General features: G+C 42.5%; 25 protein-coding genes. 22 read left to right on the top strand and 3 right to left on the bottom strand.

Annotation, left to right across the window (positions count from 1 at the left end; translation table 11 throughout):
• Positions 1-22 precede the first annotated feature (22 nt).
• From grpE to dnaJ, 3 genes are all read left to right on the top strand, one after another.
• Positions 23-538 (top strand): nucleotide exchange factor GrpE, encoded by a 516-nt coding sequence (grpE, locus tag E7Y33_RS08915; protein WP_139690268.1) that lies wholly within the window; start codon positions 23-25, stop codon positions 536-538.
• Positions 539-795: 257 nt separating this feature from the next.
• Complete coding sequence (gene dnaK / locus E7Y33_RS08910) at positions 796-2619, top strand: molecular chaperone DnaK (protein WP_042902036.1); 1824 nt, start codon at positions 796-798, stop codon at positions 2617-2619.
• 402 nt (positions 2620-3021) lie between these two features.
• A complete protein-coding gene (gene dnaJ / locus E7Y33_RS08905) occupies positions 3022-4158 on the top strand; it encodes a molecular chaperone DnaJ (RefSeq protein WP_001066307.1) in 1137 nt (378 codons plus the stop codon).
• A 77-nt stretch (positions 4159-4235) separates the two neighbouring features.
• Here dnaJ and E7Y33_RS08900 read toward each other — a convergent pair whose 3' ends face one another.
• From E7Y33_RS08900 to E7Y33_RS08890, 3 genes are all read right to left on the bottom strand, one after another.
• Positions 4236-4889, bottom strand: coding sequence for a hypothetical protein (locus E7Y33_RS08900; RefSeq protein ID WP_193431722.1), 654 nt, complete (start codon positions 4887-4889; stop codon positions 4236-4238).
• A gap of 69 nt (positions 4890-4958) precedes the next feature.
• A complete protein-coding gene (locus tag E7Y33_RS08895) occupies positions 4959-5237 on the bottom strand; it encodes a hypothetical protein (protein ID WP_139690267.1) in 279 nt (92 codons plus the stop codon).
• A 9-nt stretch (positions 5238-5246) separates the two neighbouring features.
• Positions 5247-5657, bottom strand: a complete 411-nt coding sequence (locus E7Y33_RS08890) for an HIT family protein (RefSeq protein ID WP_001278305.1) — start codon at positions 5655-5657, stop codon at positions 5247-5249.
• A gap of 67 nt (positions 5658-5724) precedes the next feature.
• Between E7Y33_RS08890 and E7Y33_RS08885 the strand changes: the two genes are divergently transcribed.
• From E7Y33_RS08885 to E7Y33_RS08790, 19 genes are all read left to right on the top strand, one after another.
• Positions 5725-6456 (top strand): ABC transporter ATP-binding protein, encoded by a 732-nt coding sequence (locus tag E7Y33_RS08885; protein ID WP_139690266.1) that lies wholly within the window; start codon positions 5725-5727, stop codon positions 6454-6456.
• Positions 6453-7502 (top strand): ABC transporter permease, encoded by a 1050-nt coding sequence (locus E7Y33_RS08880; RefSeq protein WP_139690265.1) that lies wholly within the window; start codon positions 6453-6455, stop codon positions 7500-7502. The genes E7Y33_RS08885 and E7Y33_RS08880 overlap by 4 nt, the downstream gene beginning before the upstream one ends.
• Positions 7503-7549: 47 nt before the next feature.
• Complete coding sequence (gene ccrZ / locus E7Y33_RS08875; RefSeq protein WP_000363019.1) at positions 7550-8344, top strand: cell cycle regulator CcrZ; 795 nt, start codon at positions 7550-7552, stop codon at positions 8342-8344.
• A complete protein-coding gene (gene trmB, locus E7Y33_RS08870) occupies positions 8341-8976 on the top strand; it encodes a tRNA (guanosine(46)-N7)-methyltransferase TrmB (protein ID WP_139690264.1) in 636 nt (211 codons plus the stop codon). The genes ccrZ and trmB overlap by 4 nt, the downstream gene beginning before the upstream one ends.
• A 126-nt stretch (positions 8977-9102) precedes the next feature.
• On the top strand, positions 9103-9582 hold the full coding sequence (gene rimP, locus E7Y33_RS08865; RefSeq protein WP_139690263.1) for a ribosome maturation factor RimP: 480 nt from the start codon (positions 9103-9105) through the stop codon (positions 9580-9582).
• A gap of 42 nt (positions 9583-9624) precedes the next feature.
• Positions 9625-10761, top strand: a complete 1137-nt coding sequence (gene nusA / locus E7Y33_RS08860; RefSeq protein ID WP_000032280.1) for a transcription termination factor NusA — start codon at positions 9625-9627, stop codon at positions 10759-10761.
• 21 nt (positions 10762-10782) lie between these two features.
• Positions 10783-11076: an RNase P modulator RnpM gene (gene rnpM, locus E7Y33_RS08855; protein ID WP_006144965.1), complete on the top strand. Its 294-nt coding sequence runs from the start codon at positions 10783-10785 to the stop codon at positions 11074-11076.
• Positions 11069-11368 carry a YlxQ-related RNA-binding protein gene (locus tag E7Y33_RS08850; protein ID WP_139690262.1) on the top strand — a complete coding sequence of 100 codons (300 nt, stop codon included), beginning with the start codon at positions 11069-11071 and terminating at the stop codon, positions 11366-11368. Before rnpM ends, E7Y33_RS08850 begins: the two co-directional genes overlap by 8 nt.
• 16 nt (positions 11369-11384) lie before the next feature.
• On the top strand, positions 11385-14171 hold the full coding sequence (gene infB / locus E7Y33_RS08845; protein ID WP_139690261.1) for a translation initiation factor IF-2: 2787 nt from the start codon (positions 11385-11387) through the stop codon (positions 14169-14171).
• 166 nt (positions 14172-14337) lie between these two features.
• Positions 14338-14688, top strand: coding sequence for a 30S ribosome-binding factor RbfA (gene rbfA, locus E7Y33_RS08840; protein WP_001273601.1), 351 nt, complete (start codon positions 14338-14340; stop codon positions 14686-14688).
• A 150-nt stretch (positions 14689-14838) separates the two neighbouring features.
• The gene (locus E7Y33_RS08835; RefSeq protein ID WP_139690260.1) at positions 14839-15618 is read left to right on the top strand and encodes a hypothetical protein; all 780 of its coding nucleotides are present in this window, start codon (positions 14839-14841) and stop codon (positions 15616-15618) included.
• 1 nt (position 15619) lies between these two features.
• The gene (locus tag E7Y33_RS08830) at positions 15620-15802 is read left to right on the top strand and encodes a hypothetical protein (RefSeq protein WP_000505782.1); all 183 of its coding nucleotides are present in this window, start codon (positions 15620-15622) and stop codon (positions 15800-15802) included.
• A gap of 261 nt (positions 15803-16063) precedes the next feature.
• A complete protein-coding gene (locus E7Y33_RS08820) occupies positions 16064-16297 on the top strand; it encodes a DUF1858 domain-containing protein (RefSeq protein WP_000368739.1) in 234 nt (77 codons plus the stop codon).
• Positions 16297-17631, top strand: coding sequence for a DUF438 domain-containing protein (locus E7Y33_RS08815; protein WP_139690259.1), 1335 nt, complete (start codon positions 16297-16299; stop codon positions 17629-17631). Before E7Y33_RS08820 ends, E7Y33_RS08815 begins: the two co-directional genes overlap by 1 nt.
• 9 nt (positions 17632-17640) lie before the next feature.
• Entirely contained in the window at positions 17641-17895 is a 255-nt protein-coding gene (locus E7Y33_RS08810; RefSeq protein WP_061421702.1) for a DUF1912 family protein, read from the top strand.
• Positions 17896-17992: 97 nt separating this feature from the next.
• Entirely contained in the window at positions 17993-18388 is a 396-nt protein-coding gene (locus E7Y33_RS08805; protein WP_139690258.1) for a helix-hairpin-helix domain-containing protein, read from the top strand.
• Positions 18389-18664: 276 nt separating this feature from the next.
• Positions 18665-19225 (top strand): GNAT family N-acetyltransferase, encoded by a 561-nt coding sequence (locus E7Y33_RS08800; RefSeq protein WP_139690257.1) that lies wholly within the window; start codon positions 18665-18667, stop codon positions 19223-19225.
• A 45-nt stretch (positions 19226-19270) separates the two neighbouring features.
• A complete protein-coding gene (locus E7Y33_RS08795) occupies positions 19271-22288 on the top strand; it encodes a DEAD/DEAH box helicase (RefSeq protein ID WP_139690256.1) in 3018 nt (1005 codons plus the stop codon).
• A gap of 13 nt (positions 22289-22301) precedes the next feature.
• Positions 22302-24950 (top strand): valine--tRNA ligase, encoded by a 2649-nt coding sequence (locus E7Y33_RS08790; RefSeq protein ID WP_139690255.1) that lies wholly within the window; start codon positions 22302-22304, stop codon positions 24948-24950.
• Positions 24951-25095: the final 145 nt, after the last annotated feature.

Raw genomic sequence — 25095 nt, 5'->3', positions numbered from 1 at the left:
GGAATCATTAAAGGAGGCGAAAATGGCCCAAGATAAAAAAAACGAAGAAATGAAAGAAGAAGAAGTTGTGGAAACAACTGAAGAAACAACTCCTGAGAAGTCTGAGTTGGACTTGGCAAATGAACGTGCGGATGAGTTCGAAAACAAATACCTTCGCGCTCATGCAGAAATGCAAAATATTCAACGCCGTGCCAATGAAGAACGTCAAAACTTGCAACGCTATCGTAGCCAAGATCTGGCAAAAGCAATCTTACCATCGCTTGACAACTTAGAACGTGCACTAGCCGTTGAAGGTTTGACAGACGATGTGAAAAAAGGATTGGAGATGGTACAAGAGAGCTTGAATCACGCTTTGAAAGAAGAAGGAATCGAAGAAATCACAGCTGACGGCAAATTTGACCATAACTATCATATGGCCATCCAAACTCTCCCAGCAGACGATGAACACCCAGCAGACACCATCGCTCAAGTCTTCCAAAAAGGCTACAAACTCCATGATCGCATCCTACGCCCAGCCATGGTAGTAGTATATAACTAGGCAACAGAGCTTAAAAATTTTGTCCGAAATGACAATAAACTATGAAGAAAGATAAAAAGCAAGCTGGAGGCTTGCAAGGAAGATGTTGCCCGCCGTGGTGAAAGTTTCAGTAGCGTGTGCTACTGAAACAGGGGATTTTTGAGACAATTGGCTCAAAAATAAGTGATGAAATCCCGTAGGGAGTTGCTCACGTCCTCACCACTTAAGGGAAATATCAAAAAATCAAAATTCGAATTAAACTTTAAGGAGAAAAACACATGTCTAAAATTATCGGTATTGACTTAGGTACAACAAACTCAGCAGTAGCAGTTCTTGAAGGAACTGAAAGCAAAATCATCGCAAACCCAGAAGGAAATCGCACAACTCCATCTGTAGTGTCATTCAAAAATGGCGAAATCATCGTTGGTGATGCCGCAAAACGTCAAGCAGTTACAAACCCAGATACAGTTATCTCTATCAAATCTAAGATGGGAACTTCTGAAAAAGTTTCTGCAAATGGAAAAGAATACACTCCACAAGAAATCTCAGCTATGATTCTTCAATACTTGAAAGGTTACGCTGAAGAATACCTTGGTGAAAAAGTAACCAAAGCAGTTATCACAGTCCCAGCTTACTTCAACGACGCTCAACGTCAAGCAACTAAAGACGCTGGTAAAATCGCTGGTCTTGAAGTAGAACGTATCGTCAACGAACCAACAGCAGCCGCTCTTGCTTACGGTTTGGATAAGACTGACAAAGAAGAAAAAATCTTGGTATTTGACCTTGGTGGTGGTACATTTGACGTATCTATCCTTGAATTGGGTGACGGTGTCTTCGATGTATTGTCAACTGCAGGGGACAACAAACTCGGTGGTGACGACTTTGACCAAAAAATTATCGATCACTTGGTAGCAGAATTCAAGAAAGAAAATGGTATTGACTTGTCTACTGATAAGATGGCAATGCAACGTTTGAAAGATGCAGCTGAAAAAGCTAAGAAAGACCTTTCTGGTGTGACTTCAACACAAATCAGCTTGCCATTCATCACTGCAGGTGAGGCTGGACCTCTTCACTTGGAAATGACTTTGACTCGTGCGAAATTTGACGATTTGACTCGTGATCTTGTAGAACGTACAAAAGTTCCAGTTCGTCAAGCTCTTTCAGATGCAGGTTTGAGCTTGTCAGAAATCGACGAAGTCATCCTTGTTGGTGGTTCAACTCGTATCCCAGCCGTTGTAGAAGCTGTGAAAGCTGAAACTGGTAAAGAACCAAACAAATCAGTAAATCCTGACGAAGTTGTTGCCATGGGTGCTGCTATCCAAGGTGGTGTGATCACTGGTGATGTGAAAGACGTTGTCCTTCTTGACGTAACACCATTGTCACTCGGTATCGAAACAATGGGTGGAGTATTTACAAAACTTATCGATCGCAACACTACTATTCCAACATCTAAATCACAAGTCTTCTCAACTGCAGCGGACAACCAACCAGCCGTTGATATCCACGTTCTTCAAGGTGAACGCCCAATGGCAGCAGATAACAAGACTCTTGGACGTTTCCAATTGACAGATATCCCAGCTGCACCTCGTGGAATTCCTCAAATCGAAGTAACATTTGACATTGACAAGAACGGTATCGTATCTGTTAAGGCTAAAGATCTTGGAACTCAAAAAGAACAAACAATTGTTATCCAATCAAACTCAGGTTTGACAGACGAAGAAATCGACCGCATGATGAAAGATGCTGAAGCTAACGCTGAAGCAGATAAGAAACGTAAAGAAGAAGTAGACCTTCGTAACGAAGTAGACCAAGCTATCTTTGCGACTGAAAAGACAATCAAAGAAACTGAAGGCAAAGGCTTCGATGCAGAACGTGATGCTGCCCAAGCTGCCCTTGATGAGCTTAAGAAAGCCCAAGAAGACAACAACTTGGACGAAATGAAAGCAAAACTTGAAGCATTGAATGAAAAAGCTCAAGGACTTGCTGTTAAACTCTACGAACAAGCTGCTGCAGCCCAACAAGCTCAAGCAGGAGCAGAAGGCGCACAAGCAACAGGAAACGCAGGCGATGACGTCGTCGACGGAGAGTTTACGGAGAAATAAAATAGTCCAGTGGACTATTTTATCCCGAGCTTGAAAATCGGAGAGCGAGGTCGTTAAGAATGACTAATCACTAAAGTGATTGCCAATCTACTACAATCGCTATGATGACTTTTGCGTTGTAAGTATAAGAAGAAATCCAGAGGTTGCAACCCAGCCTCTGTTTTTCGGTAAAAAGGGGCTAAACCCAATTTATTTGAGTTTTTATCATCAATATGAAAGAAAGGAATTGAACCCGACCTAGATTGAGGTTTTGTTCCGCAATATTAACAGAAAGGAATAAGGGTGTTCGAGTAACTGAACTCGAGCGGAAAGCTTGGAAATTAGATAAACCTCCTAAGAAATCAGGATTTCTTGTCGGTTTCCTAAATTTCAGTCGTTTTCTGTTCGCTCTTAGTATCTTGTATGAACAATACTGAATTTTATGATCGTCTGGGGGTGTCAAAAAACGCTTCGGCAGATGAGATCAAAAAGGCTTATCGTAAGCTTTCAAAAAAATACCACCCAGATATCAACAAGGAGCCTGGTGCTGAGGAAAAATACAAGGAAGTTCAAGAAGCCTATGAGACTTTGAGTGACGACCAAAAACGTGCAGCCTACGACCAATATGGTGCTGCAGGTGCCAACGGTGGCTTTGGTGGTGCTGGCGGTTTTGGTGGCTTTGACGGAGCAGGTGGCTTCGGTGGTTTTGAAGATATCTTTTCAAGTTTTTTCGGGGGAGGCGGAGCTTCACGCAATCCAAACGCTCCTCGTCAAGGGGATGACCTCCAGTACCGTGTGAACTTGACCTTTGAAGAAGCCATCTTCGGAGCTGAAAAAGAAGTTAAGTACAACCGTGAAGCAAGCTGTCGTACCTGTAATGGATCTGGTGCTAAGCCAGGGACAAGTCCAGTCACTTGTGGACGCTGTCATGGCGCTGGTGTCATTAATGTCGATACGCAGACTCCGCTTGGTATGATGCGACGTCAAGTAACTTGTGATGTCTGTCATGGTCGCGGAAAAGAAATCAAGGATCCATGTACAACTTGTCATGGAACAGGTCATGAAAAACAAGCTCATAGCGTACATGTGAAAATTCCTGCTGGTGTGGAAACTGGTCAACAAATTCGCCTAGCTGGTCAAGGTGAAGCAGGCTTTAACGGTGGGCCTTACGGAGACTTGTATGTAGTGGTTTCAGTAGAAGCCAGCGATAAGTTTGAACGTGAAGGAACAACTATTTTCTACAAGTTAAATCTTAATATTGTCCAAGCTACTCTTGGAGATACTGTGGAAATTCCAACCGTGCATGGAGATGTTGAATTGGTTATCCCAGAAGGAACACAGACTGGCAAGAAATTCCGTCTACGTGGTAAGGGAGCACCTAGCCTTCGTGGCGGTGCCGTTGGTGACCAATATGTTACTGTCAATGTCGTGACTCCAACAGGTTTGAACGACCGCCAAAAAGCAGCGCTTAAAGAATTCGCAGCTGCAGGTGACTTGAAAGTCAATCCAAAGAAAAAAGGCTTCTTTGACCATATAAAAGATGCCTTTGAAGGAGAATAAAGTAAAAAGAGCCGGCGGGCTCTTTTTTTGTTATCATTAAAAATTTAGTATCGAGAAATCATTCTCCAGTTAGTCTACTATTTATACTTATGAGTGAGCAAGCCAGCCTCATCCATCTCTTGGATGAGTTGCTTGATTTCCGCTTCTTTGCCAGGCTTAACGGTGACGGTATCAATGTGGTTGATCGCCGAATTATCCTGAATATCTACCAAGGTCAAGGCTTTTTCATAGAATGCGATTCCCTTTTTGAGACTTGCCTGATCCTTCCAAGCTAGAATTGTGTAAGAAGAATTTGATTTTTTTCCTTTTTCTTGGAAATACTTCTCGCCCTCCTCCTCTAAAAATTGTATTAAACCACGATTGAATAAGTTGTCTCCTACTTTATAGTAGGAAATATCTCCTGTCTGGAGGACATAGACTTCGAGTCGGTTTTTGGTGAGTTTTGGACTTTCCTTTAGGACGGGGTGACTATTGATGACCTCGTCTGAGAAAGTAACATAAAAATCTAGGCCTCCACCCTCGTATTGATAGTGTCCATCCGATTCTACTTTCTCAGGAGGCATGTCAAGGGAGGTAAAGATTTGTTTTAAGTCGTCATTCCCTTTTCGGATGTCACTTGGTGACGCTTTGAAAAGATTGGCCACTAGTAGAAATGCCAAGGCTACAAGAAGGCAGAGGCAGCCGCAAGGGATTGCGAGGATCTTCGCTAGAACTTTTACAAACTGTTTCATTTTCATTCCCTCCCTTTTCTGTTCAAATCTAGTAATCCAAAATGGATTTAAGGAAAGTTGGAGGCTTTCTTATTCTTGTTTTTCTTCTTGGAGGACCGCCATTCTAGTTTGGAAATCTTTTTCCAAGACTTTGAACTTGTAGGTCAAGTCTTTTTGGTATTCCTTGATAAGGGCTTTTTGTTGGTCGATGATTTGTAGGCTGTTTTGGATGATATCCAAATCATCCTTGATAGCTTCGACACGGTCGCTAGTATCCATCAACTCCTCTGTGATGACTTGGCGATTTTTTACGACAAAATAACTTCCAGCTGCAGCTCCTGCAAATAGCAATAGATTGGATAGTTTCATGGCATCTCCTTAAGCGTTTTTAATGGTTTCAGCGACTTGGGCAAGTTTGTCAAAGTCAGGTTCGTGGGCGATAAAGTCAATCTTAAGGTCATCTTCTGCACCGTAGCGAGGAACAAGGTGCACGTGGGTATGAAAGACTGTTTGACCAGCAACTTCCTCACAGTTGGCGATGATGTTCATTCCGGCAGCCTTGGTAGCTTTCATGACTTTTTGAGCCACTGTTGGTACTTGGGCAAAGAGTTGGCTAGCGCTGGCAGCGTCCATCTCCAAAAGATTGCGAAAATGCTCTTTGGGTACAATGAGGGTGTGTCCAGGCGTTACTTGAGAGATATCAAGAAAGGCAAGAACTTGCTCATCCTCGTATACTTTTGAAGCAGGAATCTCCCCTGCGATGATCTTACAAAAAATGCAATCTGACATAAAATCCACCTCTACTGTATTGAATTTTGATATAATATAGCTACATTATACCAGATTCGGAGAAAATATGTTAGAAATTAAAAACCTGACAGGAGGCTATGTTCATGTTCCTGTCTTGAAAGATGTGTCCTTTACAGTTGAAAGTGGGCAGTTGGTTGGTTTGATTGGTCTTAACGGCGCTGGAAAATCAACGACAATTAATGAGATCATTGGTCTGTTGACACCTTACAGTGGGGAAATCAAGATTAACGGTCTAATCCTGCGAGAAGATGCGACCAGCTATCGCAAGCAGATTGGCTATATTCCTGAAACGCCTAGCTTGTACGAGGAATTGACCCTCAGGGAGCATATCGAGACGGTTGCCATGGCCTATGGTATTGAGCAGAATATAGCTTTTGATCGTGTGGAACCTTTGTTAAAAATGTTTCGTTTGGATCAAAAATTAGACTGGTTTCCAGTATATTTCTCAAAAGGGATGAAGCAGAAGGTCATGATTATCTGTGCTTTTGTGGTGGATCCGAGCCTCTTTATCGTTGATGAGCCTTTCCTTGGGCTCGATCCGCTGGCTATTTCTGACTTGATTCAGCTGCTAGAAGTAGAAAAGCAAAAAGGCAAGTCTATCCTCATGAGTACCCATGTTTTGGATTCGGCGGAGAAGATGTGTGATGCCTTTGTCATTCTCCACAAGGGGGAGGTGCGGGCTCAGGGGAACCTCCAGCAACTCCGCGAAGCCTTTAACATGCCTGAAGCGAGTTTGAATGATATTTACTTGGCTCTGACCAAAGAGGAGGAGCTATGAAAGACTTGTTTTTAAAGCGAAAGCAGGCTTTTCGTAAGGAGTGTGTCGGTTATCTGCGTTATGTTCTAAATGACCACTTTGTCTTGTTCCTGCTAGTTCTCATTGGTTTTCTAGCTTACCAGTACAGTCAACTCTTGCAACATTTTCCTGAAAATCATTGGCCTATCCTCTTGTTTTTGGGGATTGTATCTGCCTTGCTTTTAGCTTGGGGAGGAATCGCGACCTACATGGAAGGGCCTGACAAGCTCTTTCTCTTAGTCAGTGAAGAGGAGGTTAAGTCTCACCTCAAAGAGCAGACAGTGCGCTCACTGGTCTTTTGGCTCTTGGTCCAAACCCTTTTCTTGCTTTTATTTGCGCCCTTATTTTTAGCCATGGGCTATGGCTTGCCAGTTTTTTTCATCTATGTGCTTTTATTGGGAGCTGGGAAATATCTCCTCTTTCGCCAAAAAGCCAGTAAATTTTTTACTGAGAACGGAATTGACTGGGACTATGTGATCGCCCAAGAAAGCAAGCGCAAGCAAGTTTTGCTTCGTTTCTTTGCTCTCTTTACTCAGGTCAAGGGCGTTTCAAATAGTGTCAAACGTCGCGCTTATCTGGATTTTATCCTAAAGACTGTTCAGAAGGTACCTGGGAAAATTTGGCAAAATCTCTATCTTCGTTCTTACTTGCGAAATGGAGACCTCTTTGCCCTCAGTCTCCGCCTCCTCTTCCTATCCTTGTTAGCTCTAGTCTTTATCGAGCAATCTTGGATTGCGACAGCAGTGGTGGTTCTATTTAATTACCTCTTGCTCTTTCAGTTACTCGCTCTCTATCATGCCTTTGACTACCAGTACTTGACCCAGCTCTTTCCACTAGAAAAAGGGGAGAAAGAAAAGGGATTGAAACAGATTGTGCTTGGTGTGGGAAGTGCAGTTCTTTTGCTGGAATTACTGGTCGGAGCAGTGGTTTTTCAAGAGAAAATAGCCTTGTTGGCTCTTGTAGGGGCTAGTCTCTTCCTACAATTGTTTTATTTGCCTTACCAACTAAAAAGATTGGTTGACGAATAGACCAAAAACTAGTAGAATAGTAAGGAAACTTTATACGGAGGAAAGAAATGGACTTGGGTGATAATGAGCTAACGCTGACCCCTATCCCTGGGAAGAGTGGCAAAGCTTATATGGGAAGCTACCCTGATGGGAAGCGCGTCTTTGTAAAAATGAACACCTCTCCAATCCTACCTGGCCTAGCCAGAGAACAAATCGCTCCTCAATTACTTTGGACTCGTCGTTTGCCAGATGGCCGTGATATGTGTGCTCAGGAATGGCTGACGGGTAAAATCTTGACCCCTTACGATATGAATCGCAAGCAGATCATCAATATCTTGAACCGCCTTCACCGCTCGCGTCCCTTGATGAAGCAGTTGAGCCGTTTGGGATACACCATGGAAACACCAGTTGATTTGCTACGTTCTTGGCAGCAAGGAGTTCCAGAAATCTTGAAGCAGAACCACTATTTGAACAGTGTGATTGCTGAGCTAGGTAAGACGGTTCCAGGTTTTAGGGAAGACCATGCAACGATTGTGCATGGAGATCTTCGTCATAGTAATTGGATTGAGACAGAGAGTGGACTTGTTTATCTAGTGGATTGGGATTCGGTTCGTCTGACGGATCGTATGTTTGATGTGGCGCATTTGCTATGCCACTACATTCCGGATCATCAGTGGCGCCAATGGTTGAGAGACTACGGCTATAAGTACAATCAGACAGTGTTAGATAAATTGTATTGGTATGGTCAGTATTCTTACTTGAACCAGATTGCCAAATACTGTGAAAATCAAGATTTAGACAATGTAAACCGGGAGATTTACGCCTTGCGCGTCTTCCGTGACAAGTATGGAAAGAAGAGATGAGAGTTAGAAATCGTAAAGGGGCGACAGAATTACTAGAGGCAAATCCTCAGTATGTGGTCCTCAATCCCTTAGAAGCAAAAGGGAAATGGCGAGACTTGTTTGGAAATGATCATCCTATTCATGTTGAGGTTGGAAGTGGGAAAGGGGCCTTCGTATCAGGAATGGCCAAACAAAACCCTGACATCAACTACATCGGGATTGATATTCAAAAGTCGGTATTGAGTTATGCCTTGGACAAGGTGCTTGAAGTTGGAGTGCCCAACATCAAGTTGCTGTGGGTAGATGGTTCAGATTTGACCGACTACTTTGAAGACGGTGAGATTGATCGTCTCTACCTAAACTTTTCAGATCCCTGGCCTAAAAAACGCCATGAAAAACGTCGTTTGACTTACAAGAGTTTCTTGGATACCTTCAAGCGCATCTTGCCTGAGAATGGGGAAATCCATTTCAAGACAGACAATTGTGGCTTGTTTGAGTACAGCTTGGTGAGTTTTTCTCAGTATGGGATGAAACTGAACGGGGTTTGGTTGGACTTACATGCCAGTGATTTTGAAGGCAATGTCATGACAGAGTATGAGCAAAAATTCTCCAGCAAAGGTCAAGTGATCTACCGAGTTGAGGCAGAATTTTAAGAAACAGCTTAAAAAACAGCCGTTTGAGTGCTTATACTTTACATAAATTGACAAACGTGCTATACTGATAGTAAGAATATGAGAAAGAGAGGCGGGGAAATATCTTCGCCTCTTGCTTATGAGGAGGTGGACGCAATCGCAACAATCGTAGAATTAGTTAGAGAAGTTGTAGAACCTGTCATCCAAGCGCCTTTCGAACTCGTGGATATCGAGTATGGAAAGATTGGCAGTGACATGATTCTCAGTATTTTTGTAGACAAACCTGAGGGAATTACCTTGAACGACACGGCAGACCTGACAGAAATTATCAGTCCTGTCCTAGACACCATCAAGCCCGATCCCTTCCCAGAACAGTACTTCCTAGAAGTGACTAGCCCTGGCTTGGAGCGTCCTTTGAAAACCAAGGAAGCTATAGCTGGAGCAGTTGGGAAATACATTCACGTTGGTCTTTATAAGGCCATCGATAAGCAAAAAGTCTTTGAAGGAACCTTGCTATCCTTTGAAGAGGATGAGTTGACCATGGAATATATGGACAAGACGCGTAAGAAAACCGTCCAAATTCCATACAGTTTAGTATCAAAAGCACGTTTAGCAGTAAAACTATAGAAAAGAAAGGATAGCTTTTGAGGATTCAAAAGTGAAGAAAACATGAGTAAAGAAATGCTAGAGGCCTTCCGCATTTTGGAAGAAGACAAGGGAATCAAAAAAGAAGACATCATCGACGCAGTAGTAGAGTCGCTTCGTTCCGCTTATCGTAGACGCTATGGTCAATCAGATAGCGTAGCCATCGACTTCAACGAAAAAACAGGAGACTTTACAGTTTATACTGTCCGTGAAGTTGTTGATGAAGTATTTGATAGCCGTTTGGAAATCAGCTTGAAAGATGCCCTTGCCATTAATTCAGCCTATGAGCTTGGTGATAAGATTAAGTTCGAGGAAGCACCAGCTGAGTTTGGTCGTGTAGCAGCCCAGTCTGCTAAACAAACCATCATGGAAAAAATGCGCAAGCAAACACGTGCCATCACTTATAATACTTACAAAGAACATGAGCAAGAAATCATGTCTGGTACAGTAGAAAGATTTGACAACCGTTTCATTTACGTCAATCTTGGCAGCATCGAAGCTCAATTGTCAAAACAAGACCAAATTCCTGGAGAAGTTTTTGCTTCCCACGACCGTATCGAAGTTTATGTCTACAAGGTTGAAGACAATCCTCGTGGTGTGAACGTCTTTGTTAGCCGTAGCCATCCAGAGATGATTAAGCGTTTGATGGAGCAAGAAATTCCAGAAGTTTACGATGGAACTGTTGAAATCATGAGCGTAGCCCGCGAAGCTGGTGACCGTACCAAGGTTGCCGTTCGTAGCCACAATCCAAACGTGGACGCTATCGGGACAATCGTTGGTCGTGGTGGTGCTAATATCAAGAAAATCACCAGCAAATTCCACCCAGCTCGCTACGACGCTAAGAGTGACCGTATGATTCCTGTCGAAGAAAACATCGACGTTATTGAGTGGGTAGCAGATCCAGCTGAGTTTATCTACAATGCCATCGCACCTGCAGAGGTTGACCAAGTTATCTTTGATGAAAATGATAGCAAACGTGCCTTGGTCGTTGTACCTGATAACAAGCTTTCTCTTGCCATCGGTCGTCGTGGACAAAACGTTCGCTTGGCAGCTCATTTGACAGGTTACCGTATCGATATCAAGTCTGCCAGTGAGTTTGAAGCTATGGAAGAAGCAGGTCAAGTTGATTACGCAGTTGCGGATGAATTGATTGAAGAATAAAAGCTGCTAGAGGAGGGAAAGATGAAAACAAGAAAAATCCCTTTGCGCAAGTCTGTTGTATCTAACGAAGTGATTGACAAGCGTGATTTGCTCCGCATTGTCAAGAATAAAGAAGGAGAGGTCTTTATCGATCCGACAGGCAAGGCCAATGGCCGTGGCGCTTATATCAAGCTAGACAATGCAGAAGCCCTAGAGGCAAAAAAGAAGAAAGTCTTTAACCGCAGCTTTAACATGGAAGTTGAAGAAAGCTTTTATGACGAGTTGATCGCTTATGTGGATCACAAAGTAAAAAGAAGAGAGTTAGGACTTGAATAAGCAAAAAATTAGCAATCTCTTGGGTCTTGCTCAACGAGCAGGCAGGATCATATCGGGTGAGGAATTGGTGGTCAAGGCCATTCAAGACCAGATAGCCAAGCTAGTCTTTCTAGCCCATGATGCTGGTCCCAATCTAACCAAGAAGATTCAAGATAAAAGTGACTATTATCAAGTAGAAGTTATAACCGTGTTTTCAACACTGGAATTAAGCATAGCAGTCGGAAAATCGAGAAAGGTTTTGGCTGTGACTGATGCTGGATTTACAAAGAAAATGAGGTCTCTTATGGAATAGAAGAGGAGGACATGATTTGTCTAAGAAAAGATTGTACGAAATCGCAAAAGAACTTGGAAAAGAAAGTAAAGAAGTTGTAGCGCGTGCAAAAGAGTTGGGCTTGGATGTAAAAAGCCACTCATCGAGCGTGGAAGTTGCTGTTGCTGAACAAATCGCAGCTAGCTTTAAAACTGCACCTGCTCCTAAGGCAGAAGTAAAACCTGTAGCAGCAAAAGCAAGTGTAGAAAAGAAAGCAGAAAAGCCTGTATCAGCTAAACCAGTAGCCGCTAAGGAAGAAAGCAAATCAGCTACATCTGCAGCTCCTAAGGAAGAAAAAGTAGTGGCCGCAAGACCACAGAGTCGAAACTTCAAGGCGGAGCGTGAGGCGCGTGCCAAAGAGCAGGCAGAGCGACGCAAACAAAACAAGGGCAATAACCGTGACCAACAACAAAACGGCAACCGTCAGAAAAACGACGGCCGTAATGGAGGCAAACCTGGTCAAGGGAACCGCGACAACCGCCGTTTTAACGACCAAGGGAAGAAACCACAAGGTCAAGGAAATCGTGGCAATGATCGCCGTCAGCAACAGGACTTCCAGCCAAAACCAGCTGGACCACGTGTTGACTTTAAAGCCCGTGCTGCAGCCCTAAAAGCAGAGCAAAATGCAGAGTACGCACGCTCAAGCGAGGAGCGCTTCAAGCAATCGCAAGCTGCCAAAGAAGCTTTGGCTCAAGCTAATAAACGCAAGGAGCCTGAAGAAATCTTTGAGGAAGCTGCTAAGTTAGCTGAACAAACGCAGCCAGCCGTAGCAGTAGCTCCTGTAGCGAAAGAAGCGCCAGTGGATACACGTCGTAAAAAACAAGCTCGACCAGACAAAGAACGTGACGATTATGATCACGAAGAAGATGGTCCTAGAAAACAACAAAAGAATCGAAGTAGTCAGAATCAAGTGAGAAATCAAAGAAATAGTAACTGGAATAACAACAAAAAGAATAAAAAAGGCAACAAGCAAAATAACCGCAATCAGGCACCAAAACCTGTTACAGAACGTAAGTTCCATGAATTGCCAAGCGAATTTGAATATACAGATGGTATGACTGTTGCGGAAATCGCAAAACGTATTAAACGTGAACCAGCTGAAATCGTTAAGAAACTCTTTATGATGGGGGTTATGGCCACACAAAACCAATCTTTGGATGGTGACACCATTGAACTCCTCATGGTGGATTACGGTATCGAAGCCAAACAAAAGGTTGAAGTGGATAATGCCGACATCGAACGTTTCTTTGTCGAAGATGGCTATCTTAACGAAGATGAATTGGTTGAGCGTCCACCAGTTGTAACCATCATGGGACACGTTGACCATGGTAAAACAACCCTTTTGGATACCCTTCGTAACTCTCGCGTTGCGACAGGTGAAGCAGGTGGAATCACTCAGCATATCGGTGCCTACCAAATCGTGGAAAATGGCAAGAAGATCACCTTCCTTGATACACCAGGACACGCGGCCTTCACCTCTATGCGTGCGCGTGGTGCTTCTGTTACCGATATTACCATCTTGGTCGTTGCAGCCGACGACGGGGTTATGCCTCAGACTATCGAAGCCATCAACCACTCAAAAGCGGCCAACGTTCCAATCATCGTAGCTATCAACAAGATTGATAAACCAGGTGCCAACCCAGAACGCGTTATCGGTGAATTGGCAGAGCATGGTGTCATGTCAACAGCTTGGGGTGGTGATTCTGAATTTGTTGAAATCTCAGCTAAATTCAACCAAAATATCGAAGAATTGTTGGAAACAGTACTTCTTGTGGCTGAAATCCAAGAACTCAAAGCAGACCCAACAGTACGTGCTATCGGTACGGTTATCGAAGCTCGCTTGGATAAAGGAAAAGGTGCGGTCGCAACCCTTCTTGTCCAACAAGGTACCTTGAATGTCCAAGACCCTATCGTTGTCGGAAATACCTTCGGTCGTGTCCGTGCTATGACCAATGACCTTGGTCGTCGTGTCAAGGTTGCAGGACCATCAACGCCCGTTTCTATCACAGGTTTGAACGAAGCTCCGATGGCGGGTGACCACTTTGCTGTTTACGAGGATGAAAAATCTGCGCGTGCAGCCGGTGAAGAGCGTGCGAAACGTGCCCTCATGAAACAACGTCAAGCTACCCAACGTGTCAGCCTTGAAAACCTCTTTGATACGCTTAAAGCTGGTGAACTCAAATCAGTTAACGTTATCATCAAGGCCGACGTACAAGGTTCTGTTGAAGCCCTTTCTGCCTCACTTCAAAAGATCGACGTGGAAGGTGTTAAAGTTACCATCGTCCACTCAGCGGTCGGTGCTATCAATGAATCTGATGTGACACTTGCGGAAGCTTCAAATGCCTTTATCGTTGGATTCAACGTACGCCCTACACCACAAGCGCGTCAACAAGCCGAAGCTGACGATGTCGAAATCCGTCTCCACAGCATTATCTACAAGGTTATCGAAGAGATGGAAGAAGCTATGAAAGGGATGCTTGACCCAGAATTTGAAGAAAAAGTTATCGGTGAAGCAGTTATCCGTGAAACCTTTAAAGTATCTAAAGTCGGAACTATCGGTGGATTTATGGTTACTAGCGGTAAGGTTACCCGTGACTCTAAAGTCCGTGTTATCCGTGACGGTGTCGTTATCTATGACGGTGAACTCGCAAGCTTGAAACACTACAAAGACGACGTGAAAGAAGTAACTAACGGTCGTGAAGGTGGATTGATGATTGATGGCTACAATGATATCAAGATGGATGATGTGATTGAGGCTTATGTCATGGAAGAAATCAAACGATAATAGAGAAACGATAGCCAATTTGACTCGTCGTCAACAGCGCCTTGATGAACCCTTAGTTCTATCTAAGGCTTGTTTTCTAGATTCAAATGGCTCTAGTTCCTCTATCTAACAGAAATAGCTAGGTCTGCTGGCCTAGCTTTTGGTTCAAAGTAGAGAAAGGAATATCATGGCAAATCATTTCCGTACGGATCGTGTGGGCATGGAAATCAAGCGTGAAGTCAATGAGATTTTGCAAAAGAAGGTCCGTGATCCGCGTGTCCAAGGTGTGACCATCACAGATGTTCAGATGCTGGGTGACTTGTCTGTTGCCAAGGTTTACTACACCATTTTGAGTAACCTTGCTTCAGATAATCAAAAAGCTCAAATCGGGCTTGAAAAAGCAACTGGTACCATCAAACGTGAACTTGGTCGCAATTTGAAATTGTACAAAATCCCAGATTTAACCTTCGTCAAAGACGAATCCATCGAGTATGGAAACAAGATTGACGAGATGCTACGCAATCTGGATAAGAACTAAGAAGGAGGGGATACCCTCTTTTTTGTTGCCAGAGTATGATAATTGCTATCTGACAATGTATCTATCTGATAAAAATCGGTTTAAAAAATTTGTATATTTCAAATAGTATGATATGATAAAGCTTGATATAAATGAAAAACGGAGAGACATATGGCTAAACAAGATATAGCTATGCAAGTGCTGCAACAAGTGGTAAAATTACCCGTAGTCAAAGTTGATCGAGAGAAATTTTTAGTAGAAAAGTTTTCAAAGGAATTAGACCGTAAGGATATTCCAACTTTGATTGAACAAGGACCGACTTCTTTGTTGCCTCAAGAAAGCTTGGATCGCGTGGCCAAGGCCTGTATTAAGGATAATGTCCTGTTAGCCAGTGGAACTTCGGTGTTGGCAGGTCTACCTGGAGGCCTTGTCATGGCGATCACTATCCCGACAGATGTAGCCCAGTTTTATGCTTTTTCATTGAAATTAGCTCAAGAACTAGGGTATATTTACGGATTTGATGATCTCTGGGCATCGCGCAATGAGTTAAGCGAGGAAGCTAAAAACACACTCCTACTGTACCTCGGTGTGATGCTGGGAGTAAATGGCGCTGGTGCTCTGCTTCGATCAGGCGGTGTGACAGTAGCCAAACAAGTCATAAAAGTAGTGAATAAGAAAGCTTTGACAAAAACTCTTTGGTATCCAATTTTAGAAAAAGTTTTGAAAATTTTTGGAGTCAATCTGACAAAAGGAGGTCTAGCCAAAGGGATGGGGAAAGTGATTCCTATCCTAGGTGGAGTCATTTCTGGTGGCTTAACCTTTGCGACCATGAAACCGATGGGAGAAAGATTGCAACAGGAATTGTCCAAGCTAGTCAACTACAATGAAGTGCAATATCAAAGAGACGTTGATACTATCCGAAAAGAGGTCGAAATCATCGAAGGAGAGTAATATGGGATTCATTAAAATTCTAGCCAAGACTTACGGGAATTACTTTTTTGTGATGCAAAGCGTCAAAGTCCTGAAGAACATGAAGAAAGACGACAATGCTCTAGTAGGTTTCGGGAAAGTACTGCTTGCTGACAAGCTGATGGATGTAGCTCAGTGGCTCGCAAAACCAGAGGATAAGGAATAATTTGAAATGAAAGAAACTAGCAGGAATTCCACTGCTAGTTTTTTAATCTCTTCCCATATGGTATAATATAAGCAGTAAAATCATTTTATACTCTTCGAAAATCTCTTCAAACCACGTCAGCTTCACCTTGCCGTAGGTATGGTTACTGACTTCGTCAGTTCTATCCACAACCTCAAAACACTGTTTTGAGCAACCTGCGGCTAGCTTCCTAGTTTGCTCTTTGATTTTCATTGAGTATTAGAACATACAATGGAGGTCGTCATGGACAATATCATCGATGTGTCAATACCCGTTGCAGAAGTGGTAGACAAGCACCCAGAAGTTTTGGAAATCCTAGTGGAGCTCGGTTTTAAACCACTTGCTAATCCCTTGATGCGCAATACAGTCGGTCGCAAAGTATCGCTTAAGCAGGGTTCTAAACTCGAAGGAACGCCTATGGACAAGATTGTCCGCACGCTAGAAGCGAATGGCTACGAAGTGATTGGATTAGACTAATGGCAGATGAACGGATTCATATCCTACGGGATATTTTGTTAGAATTGCACAATGGTGCCTCTCCTGAGTCAGTTCAGGAGCGTTTTGATGCGACTTTTACGGGTGTTTCAGCCATCGAGATTTCCCTCATGGAGCACGAGCTGATGAACTCAGACTCAGGTGTCACCTTTGAAGATGTCATGGAGCTCTGTGATGTCCATGCCAATCTTTTTAAAAACGCTGTTAAGGGCGTCGAAGTAGAGGACACCGAACACCCTGGCCATCCAGTTCGGGTCTTCAAGGAAGAAAATCTGGCCCTCCGTGCAGCTTTGATTCGCATTCGGAGATTGTTAGATACCTATGAGTCTATGGAAGACGAGGAAATGCTTGCGGAGATGCGCAAGGGTTTGGTTCGTCAAATGGGGCTTTTGGGGCAATTTGATGTCCACTACCAGCGTAAGGAAGAGCTCTTTTTCCCCATCATGGAGCGCTATGGTCACGATTCACCTCCAAAAGTCATGTGGGGAGTGGATGACCAGATCCGAGAACTCTTTCAAACAGCTTTAACGACAGCCAAGTCACTACCTGAAGTATCGATTAGCAGTGTAAAAGAAGATTTTGAAGCTTTTGCGACAGAGTTTGAAAGTATGATTTTCAAGGAAGAGTCCATCCTTCTCATGATTCTCCTTGAGTCCTTTACTCAGGATGACTGGCTTCAGGTTGCGGAGGAGAGCGATGCTTACGGCTATGCCATCGTCCGTCCGTCTGAGAAATGGGTTCCAGAACGCCAGAGTTTCCTTGAGGAAAAGAGTGCAGAGGAACCTGTTCAACTAGACACGGCAGAAGGTCAAGTTCAGCAAGTTATCGATACACCAGAAGGCCAGTTCACCATTACCTTTACCCCTAAGGAAAAGGAAGCAGTGCTGGACCGCCATAGCCAACAGGCTTTTGGCAATGGCTATCTATCAGTCGAGCAGGCCAACCTCATCCTCAATCACCTCCCTATGGAGATTACTTTTGTCAATAAAGACGATATTTTCCAGTATTACAATGACAATGCGCCAGCTGATGAGATGATTTTCAAACGGACGCCATCTCAAGTCGGACGCAATGTTGAACTCTGTCATCCGCCCAAGTACTTAGACAAGGTGAAGGCTGTTATGCAAGGTCTTCGTGAAGGTAAAAAGGACAAGTATGAAATGTGGTTCAAGTCAGAGTCGCGAGGCAAGTTTATCCACATCACTTATGCCGCAGTACACGATGAAAACGGAGATTTTCAAGGGGTGTTGGAGTATGTTCAGGATATCCAGCCCTACCGAGAAATTGATACGGACTATTTCCGTGGATTAGAATAAGGAGAACCAATGAGTTACGAACAGGAATTTATGAAGGAATTTGAAGCCTGGGTCAGTACCCAGATCATGATCAACGACATGGCGCACAAGGAAAGTCAAAAAGTCTACGAAGAAGACCAAGACGAGCGTGCCAAAGATGCCATGATTCGCTACGAGAGTCGCTTGGATGCTTATCAGTTTTTGCTGGGTAAGTTTGAAAATTTCAAAGCAGGCAAGGGTTTCCATGACTTGCCAGAAGGCTTGTTTGGTGAGCGAAGCTATTAAAATACAGATACTTTCTTGATTTTTTCCCAAAATCTTGATAGAATATCTTTATTAAATCCTTGTCAGAGCAGGGATTTTTTATTGAAAGGATTTTATCATGTCAAAGAAACTCCAACGTAAAAAACAATTGCGAAATAGCCTTCGTCGCTCAGGTGCATTTTCAAGTACGGTGACCAAAGTTGTCGAAGAGACCAAGAAAGTTGTGAAACACGCAGAAAAATCTGCCAGCGAAGCAGGAAAAGTTGTCTCTAAAAAAGTGGAACAAGCAGTAGAAGCGACTAAGGAACAAGTTCAAAAAGTAGCCAATTCTGTAGAAGATTTCGCAGCTACTTTGGGTGGTCTCTCAGTAGATCGTGCTAAGACTTTCTATGATGAAGGGATCAAGTCGGCTGCTGACTTCAAAAACTGGACTGAAAAAGAACTCCTTGCCTTGAAAGGAATCGGCCCAGCTACCATTAAGAAATTAAAAGAGCACGGAATCAGCTTCAAGTAATCTTTCTTGTCCCTTGCATTTCCGTCAAAAACTTGCTACAATAGAGCCATTAGAGGTGTTTTGAATCCCACATTTTACAGAAAGTGGCGGTGCTGAGAAGTCCACAAATGTGTCAAAACTGGTTGCTGATGGATGAAAAATGAAATAATATTGTTTTTTAAAAAAAAGACAAGAGTTGCGGGCTTTGCCCGAAATTGGGTGGTACCGCGGATTAGCACATTCGTCCCTGTCATGGATATGGCAGGGGCGATTTTTTGTAGAAAGCGAGGTAGAAGGATGACAAGAGATGAGTTACCAGAACGAATCGAAACAGAACGGCTAGTTTTACGAGTCCGTACCGTGGCTGATGTTGTGGATATCTTTGACTATGCCAGTAGGTCAGAAGTTTCCTACCCAGCAGGCTTTCCGCCCGTCAAGAGCTTGGAAGATGAGATTTATTATCTAGAGCATATTCTGCCCGAGCGTAATGAAAAGAACAATCTCCCAGCGGGCTATGGAATTGTCGCTAAAGGAACCGATAAGGTCATCGGCTCTGTTGATTTCCCTCGTCGTCACGAGGATGATGTCTTGGAGATTGGCTATATCTTAAATCCAGACCATTGGGGTCTAGGTTATGTTCCAGAAGCAGCGCGTGCCTTGATTGACCTAGCTTTTAAAGAATTGAATCTGCATAAGATTGAACTGACTTGCTTTGGTTATAACCTTCAAAGTCAACGAGTTGCAGAGAAACTTGGCTTTACCCTTGAAGCTCGCATAAGAGACCGCAAAGATGCCCAAGGCAACCGTTGTGACAGTCTGATATATGGCTTGCTGAGGAGTGAGTGGGAGAGTTTTTAATGAGTAAGATATATTCTTGTTTTTATATGCTTTAAGGGAGACATGATGAGAAGTAGTCATAATCAAATATTAGATGCTTGGATTACAGTAGAACAATTATCAGAAGGGAATATTGAAAAAAGTGATTCTAAGTATAAGATTTTTCAAGGTGATGATTATCAATCAATATTAAAAGATTTTTTTAAACGTCAAAAATTAAAATCCAGTTCAGGGATTGCTGTTTATTGTGGAATTTTCCCTTTTCGAAAAATTATTGAAGTGTTAAGAGGCAAATACAATTTAAAGGCGACGGAGGAAGAATTGGGAAGAGCTTCTTATAAATTTACTTTTGCTCTATACTTTGATAAAGATTTGAAGTTCTTAGCTGATAAGTTTTTTTTTACCATGAGTGGGCAAATTTTCAAAAATGGGGAATTGCCTAAAGATTTCTTAATAGCAGAAAATGAGCTTCGAGAACAGTTAGGTCAGGCGTTTCTTGATGGAGAGTTCAATGAAGTTTTTAGTAAACTTCTCAAAAAGTATGAGATTTCACCAAGTGATTGCAGATATTATTTTGTTAAGAATTTTGCTGACGAAATAAATTTACATTCATTTTTTCTAAAGGATTTGAAATATGCAAAATCAATTTATAATGAAAATCTCAATCGTTATTTATCAGGATTCGATTCTGTAAGGGTTAATTTGGACGGCAATAAAGAATCATCCTATTTTAATCCCAAAGATTTAGAAACTATACTTGAACCGAAAAATTATCCATTAGGAAGATTTCCTAGTAACCCTGAATATGCTCTTTCCATGATGCAACAAGTAGCTGTAAATTTAGCTTCGAATGCGGATGAAGATGTGAGAAGTGTCAATGGTCCTCCGGGGACTGGTAAAACGACACTTTTAAAAGATATTTTTGCAGATCTGGTAACGGAACAGGCGAGAATTATTAGTGAATTATCGGCTCCTAAGCTTAAAGGGAATCTAGTTTGTCATGACAAACTAGATCTTATTGCAAAATTACCAAAAGAAATTGCAGAAAAAGGAATCGTAGTTGCAAGTTCTAATAATGGTGCTGTTAAAAATATTGTTAATGAATTACCCCAAAGAAAAGAAATTTATCAGAAATTAAATTGGTTAGATGAATTAAAGAAAATTGATTACTTTGCTGAAATCAGTAATGATTTATTGTTAGAAGATGAAGATGTTTCTAACGACAAAAAATATTGGGGATTGTTTTCGATAGAAGGTGGAAAAAAACAGAATAGAGACCGTCTGCAAAATGTTTTAAAAGCAATACGACAAGAGTTGAATTCGGATAAATTTCAATCGAATCCATCAGTATACGAAGAGTTTAAAATTCAATATCAGAAGCTATTTGATAAAAGAGAAAAGATGCAAGATATAGCAGATAAGATTCGATTGCATGTAAAATTGAAAAATGCTTACCAACAGGTTGAGATAGAGTTTCATCAGGATGATGCCCAAAGACGATCAGAACTATCTAAAATACGGGATAAACATATTCAATTAGAAAATAGTAAAAAGGAAATAGAATCTGAGCTGTTTGAGCATGAGCGTCTTATTTCTATGTTAAATGTTAACAAACAGATAGCAGCACAAGATGTTGAGTTGATAAAATTACAAGCTCCACGTTTCTTATGGTTAAAAAGACTTTTCACACCATCGAAATTAGATACTTATTTTACGAGATTGAATCAAGCGAATGAAAGTCTAAAAGCAGAACTGAAGAAAGTACATGATGAAAGTCAATATTGCCACGGTTTGCAAAAAGAGATAAAAATGCATGAACTTGAATTAAATCAATTGAGTCAAAGGCAACAGAGGTATAATGAATGGAAATCTAAACAAGAAGATAAATTAATTCGTCATCAGGAAAAAATTTTGAAATTACAATCGGAACTTGCTACATACCCTGTTAAAAAGTTGAATTTTTCTGTTCCATATGAAGAACTACAAGTATCAAATTTTTGGTTTGATGATGACTATCGAGAAGAGCAGAGTCGTTTGTTTATTAAAGCACTGGCAGTTAGGAAGCAATTTATATATGACAATAAAAAGCATTTTGAAAAAGCATTATGGATTTGGGAGAAGCCTCAAAACTATTCAATGAGAGATAATGCTAGTGATTTATATAAAGCTGCGTGGAATTGGGTCAATTTCACTGTTCCAGTTATTAGTACAACTTTTGCAAGCTTTAATTCCATGTTTCGGTGTTTGCCTGAAAATAGTATCGGTAATGTATTTATTGATGAAGCGGGTCAGGCATTACCTCAAGCAAGTGTGGGGGCTATTTTTAGAAGTAAGCATATTATGGCTGTTGGGGATCCTTCTCAAATACAACCAGTACAGACTATGGATAAAAATATTTTAGGATTTTTAGCACAGCACCACAAGATAGCCTCTAAATATCTTGTGTCATCAACGCAAGAATTGATGGATTCTGCTAGTAGATATGGTTTTAAAAAACAAGATGGGACATGGATAGGACTTCCTCTCTGGGTTCATCGTCGTTCTAGTGATCCGATGTTCAGTATTTCCAATAAAATTTCTTATGATAATTTAATGGTTCAAGGAAAGGAAGAAGCTCGAGGTCTGGGAGAATGGTTTGACGTTGGTGGAGGTGCTAAGGATAAATTTGTTCCTGAGCAAGCTGATTATTTGAAAGAAGAGTTGCAGAAAAGACATGAGGAATTTGATGATATTTATGTCATTACTCCTTTTAAAAATGTATCGGTTCAACTAGCAAAAGAACTAGATAAAATCGGTTTCACAAAGCGGGAGAATGGAAAACCTATAAATGTAGGGACGGTACATACTTTCCAAGGAAAAGAAAATAAGATTGTATATTTTGTGCTTGGAGCAGATAATATGAGTGAGGGGGCTGCTCGCTGGGCTGTCTCTGAACCCAATATTTTAAACGTTGCAGCGACTAGAGCTAAAGAAGAGTTTTATATTATTGGGAATAAATCTCTTTACAAAGCCACACAGAGCCCTATTATAAGAGATACTATTGACATTTTAGATTCTTATCAAAGTAGCTTAGAAATTAACTAGAAAGGACAAACACATGTCTAAAGAACTTTCACCTAAATACAATCCAGCCGAGGTTGAGGCTGGTCGTTACCAAAAATGGCTTGATGCCGATGTTTTCAAGCCTTCAGGCGATAAAAAGGCTAAGCCTTACTCTATCGTGATTCCACCACCAAACGTAACTGGTAAACTCCACCTTGGTCACGCTTGGGATACGACTTTGCAGGATATCATCATCCGTCAAAAACGTATGCAAGGTTTTGATACGCTTTGGCTTCCAGGGATGGACCACGCGGGTATTGCGACTCAAGCTAAGGTTGAGGAGCGCTTGCGTGGTGAGGGCATTAGCCGTTATGACCTCGGTCGTGAGAAATTCCTCGAGAAAGTCTGGGAATGGAAAGACGAATATGCCACTACCATCAAGGAACAATGGGGCAAGATGGGGCTCTCTGTAGACTACTCTCGTGAGCGTTTCACTCTTGACGAAGGTTTGTCAAAAGCCGTTCGCAAGGTCTTTGTGGACCTTTACAAGAAAGGCTGGATCTACCGCGGTGAGTTCATCATCAACTGGGATCCAGCAGCTCGCACAGCACTTTCTGATATCGAGGTGATTCACAAGGATGTCGAAGGTGCCTTCTACCATATGAATTACATGCTGGAAGATGGCTCACGCGCCCTTGAAGTTGCGACAACTCGTCCTGAAACTATGTTTGGGGACGTTGCGGTTGCGGTCAATCCAGAAGACCCACGCTACAAGGACTTGATTGGTAAAAACGTCATCCTTCCAATCGCTAATAAATTGATTCCAATCGTTGGGGACGAGCACGCAGACCCTGAGTTTGGTACTGGTGTCGTGAAAATCACACCTGCCCACGATCCAAACGACTTCTTGGTTGGTCAACGTCATAACTTGCCACAAGTTAACGTCATGAACGAGGACGGAACCATGAATGACTTGGCCTTCGAATTTGCCGGCATGGACCGTTTTGAAGCTCGTAAGGCAGTCGTTGCTAAGTTGGAAGAAATCGGTGCCCTCGTTAAAATCGAAAAACGTGTTCACAGTGTTGGTCACTCAGAGCGTACAGGTGTCGTGGTGGAGCCACGCTTGTCTACGCAGTGGTTCGTAAAAATGGACCAATTGGCTAAAAATGCCATTGCCAACCAAGATACTGATGATAAGGTAGAATTCTACCCCCCTCGTTTCAACGATACCTTCCTCCAATGGATGGAAAATGTCCACGACTGGGTCATCTCACGTCAGCTCTGGTGGGGTCACCAAATCCCTGCTTGGTACAATGCTGAGGGTGAAATATATGTCGGCGAGGAAGCTCCAGAAGGTGATGGATGGACTCAGGACGAAGACGTCTTGGACACTTGGTTCAGTTCGGCTCTTTGGCCATTCTCAACCATGGGCTGGCCTGATGTTGACTCAGAAGACTTCAAACGTTACTTCCCAACTTCAACCTTGGTAACAGGTTACGACATCATATTCTTCTGGGTGTCTCGTATGATCTTCCAATCTTTGGAATTCACTGGCCGTCAGCCATTCCAAAATGTCCTAATCCACGGTCTCATTCGTGATGAGCAAGGACGCAAGATGTCTAAATCTCTGGGTAACGGGATTGACCCGATGGACGTCATCGAGAAATACGGTGCCGATGCCCTTCGTTGGTTCTTGTCAAACGGCTCAGCTCCTGGTCAAGACGTGCGCTTCTCTTACGAGAAAATGGATGCTTCATGGAACTTCATTAACAAGATCTGGAACATCTCTCGCTACATCCTCATGAACAATGAAGGTTTGACTCTCGAGCAAGCAACGGACAATGTGGAAAAAGTTGTCAACAAGGAAGCTGGAAATGTCACAGACCGCTGGATTCTCCACAACCTCAATGAAACGATCGGCAAAGTCACTGAAAACTTTGATAAGTTTGAATTTGGTGTAGCTGGTCATATCCTCTACAACTTCATCTGGGATGAGTTTGCGGACTGGTACGTTGAGTTGACCAAGGAAGTCCTTTATAGCGATAATGAAGAAGAGAAAGTCATCACACGTTCTGTTCTCCTTTACACTTTGGACAAGATCCTTCGTCTCCTTCACCCAATCATGCCATTCGTGACAGAGGAAATCTTTGGACAAATTTCAGAAGGCTCTATCGTTACAGCGGAATACCCAACTGTCAACCCAGCCTTTGAAGACCTTGCAGCTCACACTGGTGTCGAAAGCCTCAAAGACTTGATTCGTGCCGTTCGTAATGCGCGTGCGGAAGTAAACGTAGCGCCAAGCAAGCCAATCACTATCCTTGTTAAGACAAGCGATAGCGACTTGGAAGCCTTCTTTAACAGCAATATCAACTACATCAAACGCTTCACAAATCCAGAACACTTGGAAATCGCTTCAAACATTTCTGCACCCGAACTGGCTATGTCAAGCGTCATTACAGGAGCAGAAATCTACTTGCCACTGGCAGACCTCCTCAATGTCGAAGAAGAACTAGCTCGCCTCGACAAGGAACTCGCTAAATGGCAAAAAGAACTGGATATGGTCGGCAAGAAACTCTCTAACGAACGCTTCGTAGCCAATGCCAAACCAGAAGTTGTCCAAAAAGAACGCGACAAACAAGCCGACTACCAAGCGAAGTACGACGCAACAGTCGCACGTATTGATGAGATGAAGAAACTAATTTGAAAATTATAGGGTAAGCAAAATGGGAATTTTAAAGAAAATATTACAAAATAAAATTGTCAATACAAATGGCTATACTCGTTCCGATACTGGTACTAAAGTTCACGCATATCTACGGACTCATCCCAGAAATCAAGGTGCTGGTAAA

Source organism: Streptococcus oralis (assembly GCF_006175905.1).
In the GTDB taxonomy this organism is placed as follows: domain Bacteria; phylum Bacillota; class Bacilli; order Lactobacillales; family Streptococcaceae; genus Streptococcus; species Streptococcus oralis_BG.
Note: the sequence above shows the minus strand (reverse complement) of the source record. Positions and strands in the feature narration are given on the sequence as shown.

Bases quoted from the DNA above. Each gene is read 5' to 3' on its own strand.
- grpE (WP_139690268.1), top strand. From the start codon at position 23: ATGGCCCAAGATAAAAAAAACGAAGAAATGAAAGAAGAAGAAGTTGTG.
- dnaK (WP_042902036.1), top strand. From the start codon at position 796: ATGTCTAAAATTATCGGTATTGACTTAGGTACAACAAACTCAGCAGTA.
- dnaJ (WP_001066307.1), top strand. From the start codon at position 3,022: ATGAACAATACTGAATTTTATGATCGTCTGGGGGTGTCAAAAAACGCT.
- E7Y33_RS08900 (WP_193431722.1), bottom strand. From the start codon at position 4,889: ATGAAACAGTTTGTAAAAGTTCTAGCGAAGATCCTCGCAATCCCTTGC.
- E7Y33_RS08895 (WP_139690267.1), bottom strand. From the start codon at position 5,237: ATGAAACTATCCAATCTATTGCTATTTGCAGGAGCTGCAGCTGGAAGT.
- E7Y33_RS08890 (WP_001278305.1), bottom strand. From the start codon at position 5,657: ATGTCAGATTGCATTTTTTGTAAGATCATCGCAGGGGAGATTCCTGCT.
- E7Y33_RS08885 (WP_139690266.1), top strand. From the start codon at position 5,725: ATGTTAGAAATTAAAAACCTGACAGGAGGCTATGTTCATGTTCCTGTC.
- E7Y33_RS08880 (WP_139690265.1), top strand. From the start codon at position 6,453: ATGAAAGACTTGTTTTTAAAGCGAAAGCAGGCTTTTCGTAAGGAGTGT.
- ccrZ (WP_000363019.1), top strand. From the start codon at position 7,550: ATGGACTTGGGTGATAATGAGCTAACGCTGACCCCTATCCCTGGGAAG.
- trmB (WP_139690264.1), top strand. From the start codon at position 8,341: ATGAGAGTTAGAAATCGTAAAGGGGCGACAGAATTACTAGAGGCAAAT.
- nusA (WP_000032280.1), top strand. From the start codon at position 9,625: ATGAGTAAAGAAATGCTAGAGGCCTTCCGCATTTTGGAAGAAGACAAG.
- rnpM (WP_006144965.1), top strand. From the start codon at position 10,783: ATGAAAACAAGAAAAATCCCTTTGCGCAAGTCTGTTGTATCTAACGAA.
- rbfA (WP_001273601.1), top strand. From the start codon at position 14,338: ATGGCAAATCATTTCCGTACGGATCGTGTGGGCATGGAAATCAAGCGT.
- E7Y33_RS08835 (WP_139690260.1), top strand. From the start codon at position 14,839: ATGGCTAAACAAGATATAGCTATGCAAGTGCTGCAACAAGTGGTAAAA.
- E7Y33_RS08830 (WP_000505782.1), top strand. From the start codon at position 15,620: ATGGGATTCATTAAAATTCTAGCCAAGACTTACGGGAATTACTTTTTT.
- E7Y33_RS08820 (WP_000368739.1), top strand. From the start codon at position 16,064: ATGGACAATATCATCGATGTGTCAATACCCGTTGCAGAAGTGGTAGAC.
- E7Y33_RS08815 (WP_139690259.1), top strand. From the start codon at position 16,297: ATGGCAGATGAACGGATTCATATCCTACGGGATATTTTGTTAGAATTG.
- E7Y33_RS08810 (WP_061421702.1), top strand. From the start codon at position 17,641: ATGAGTTACGAACAGGAATTTATGAAGGAATTTGAAGCCTGGGTCAGT.
- E7Y33_RS08805 (WP_139690258.1), top strand. From the start codon at position 17,993: ATGTCAAAGAAACTCCAACGTAAAAAACAATTGCGAAATAGCCTTCGT.
- E7Y33_RS08800 (WP_139690257.1), top strand. From the start codon at position 18,665: ATGACAAGAGATGAGTTACCAGAACGAATCGAAACAGAACGGCTAGTT.
- E7Y33_RS08795 (WP_139690256.1), top strand. From the start codon at position 19,271: ATGAGAAGTAGTCATAATCAAATATTAGATGCTTGGATTACAGTAGAA.
- E7Y33_RS08790 (WP_139690255.1), top strand. From the start codon at position 22,302: ATGTCTAAAGAACTTTCACCTAAATACAATCCAGCCGAGGTTGAGGCT.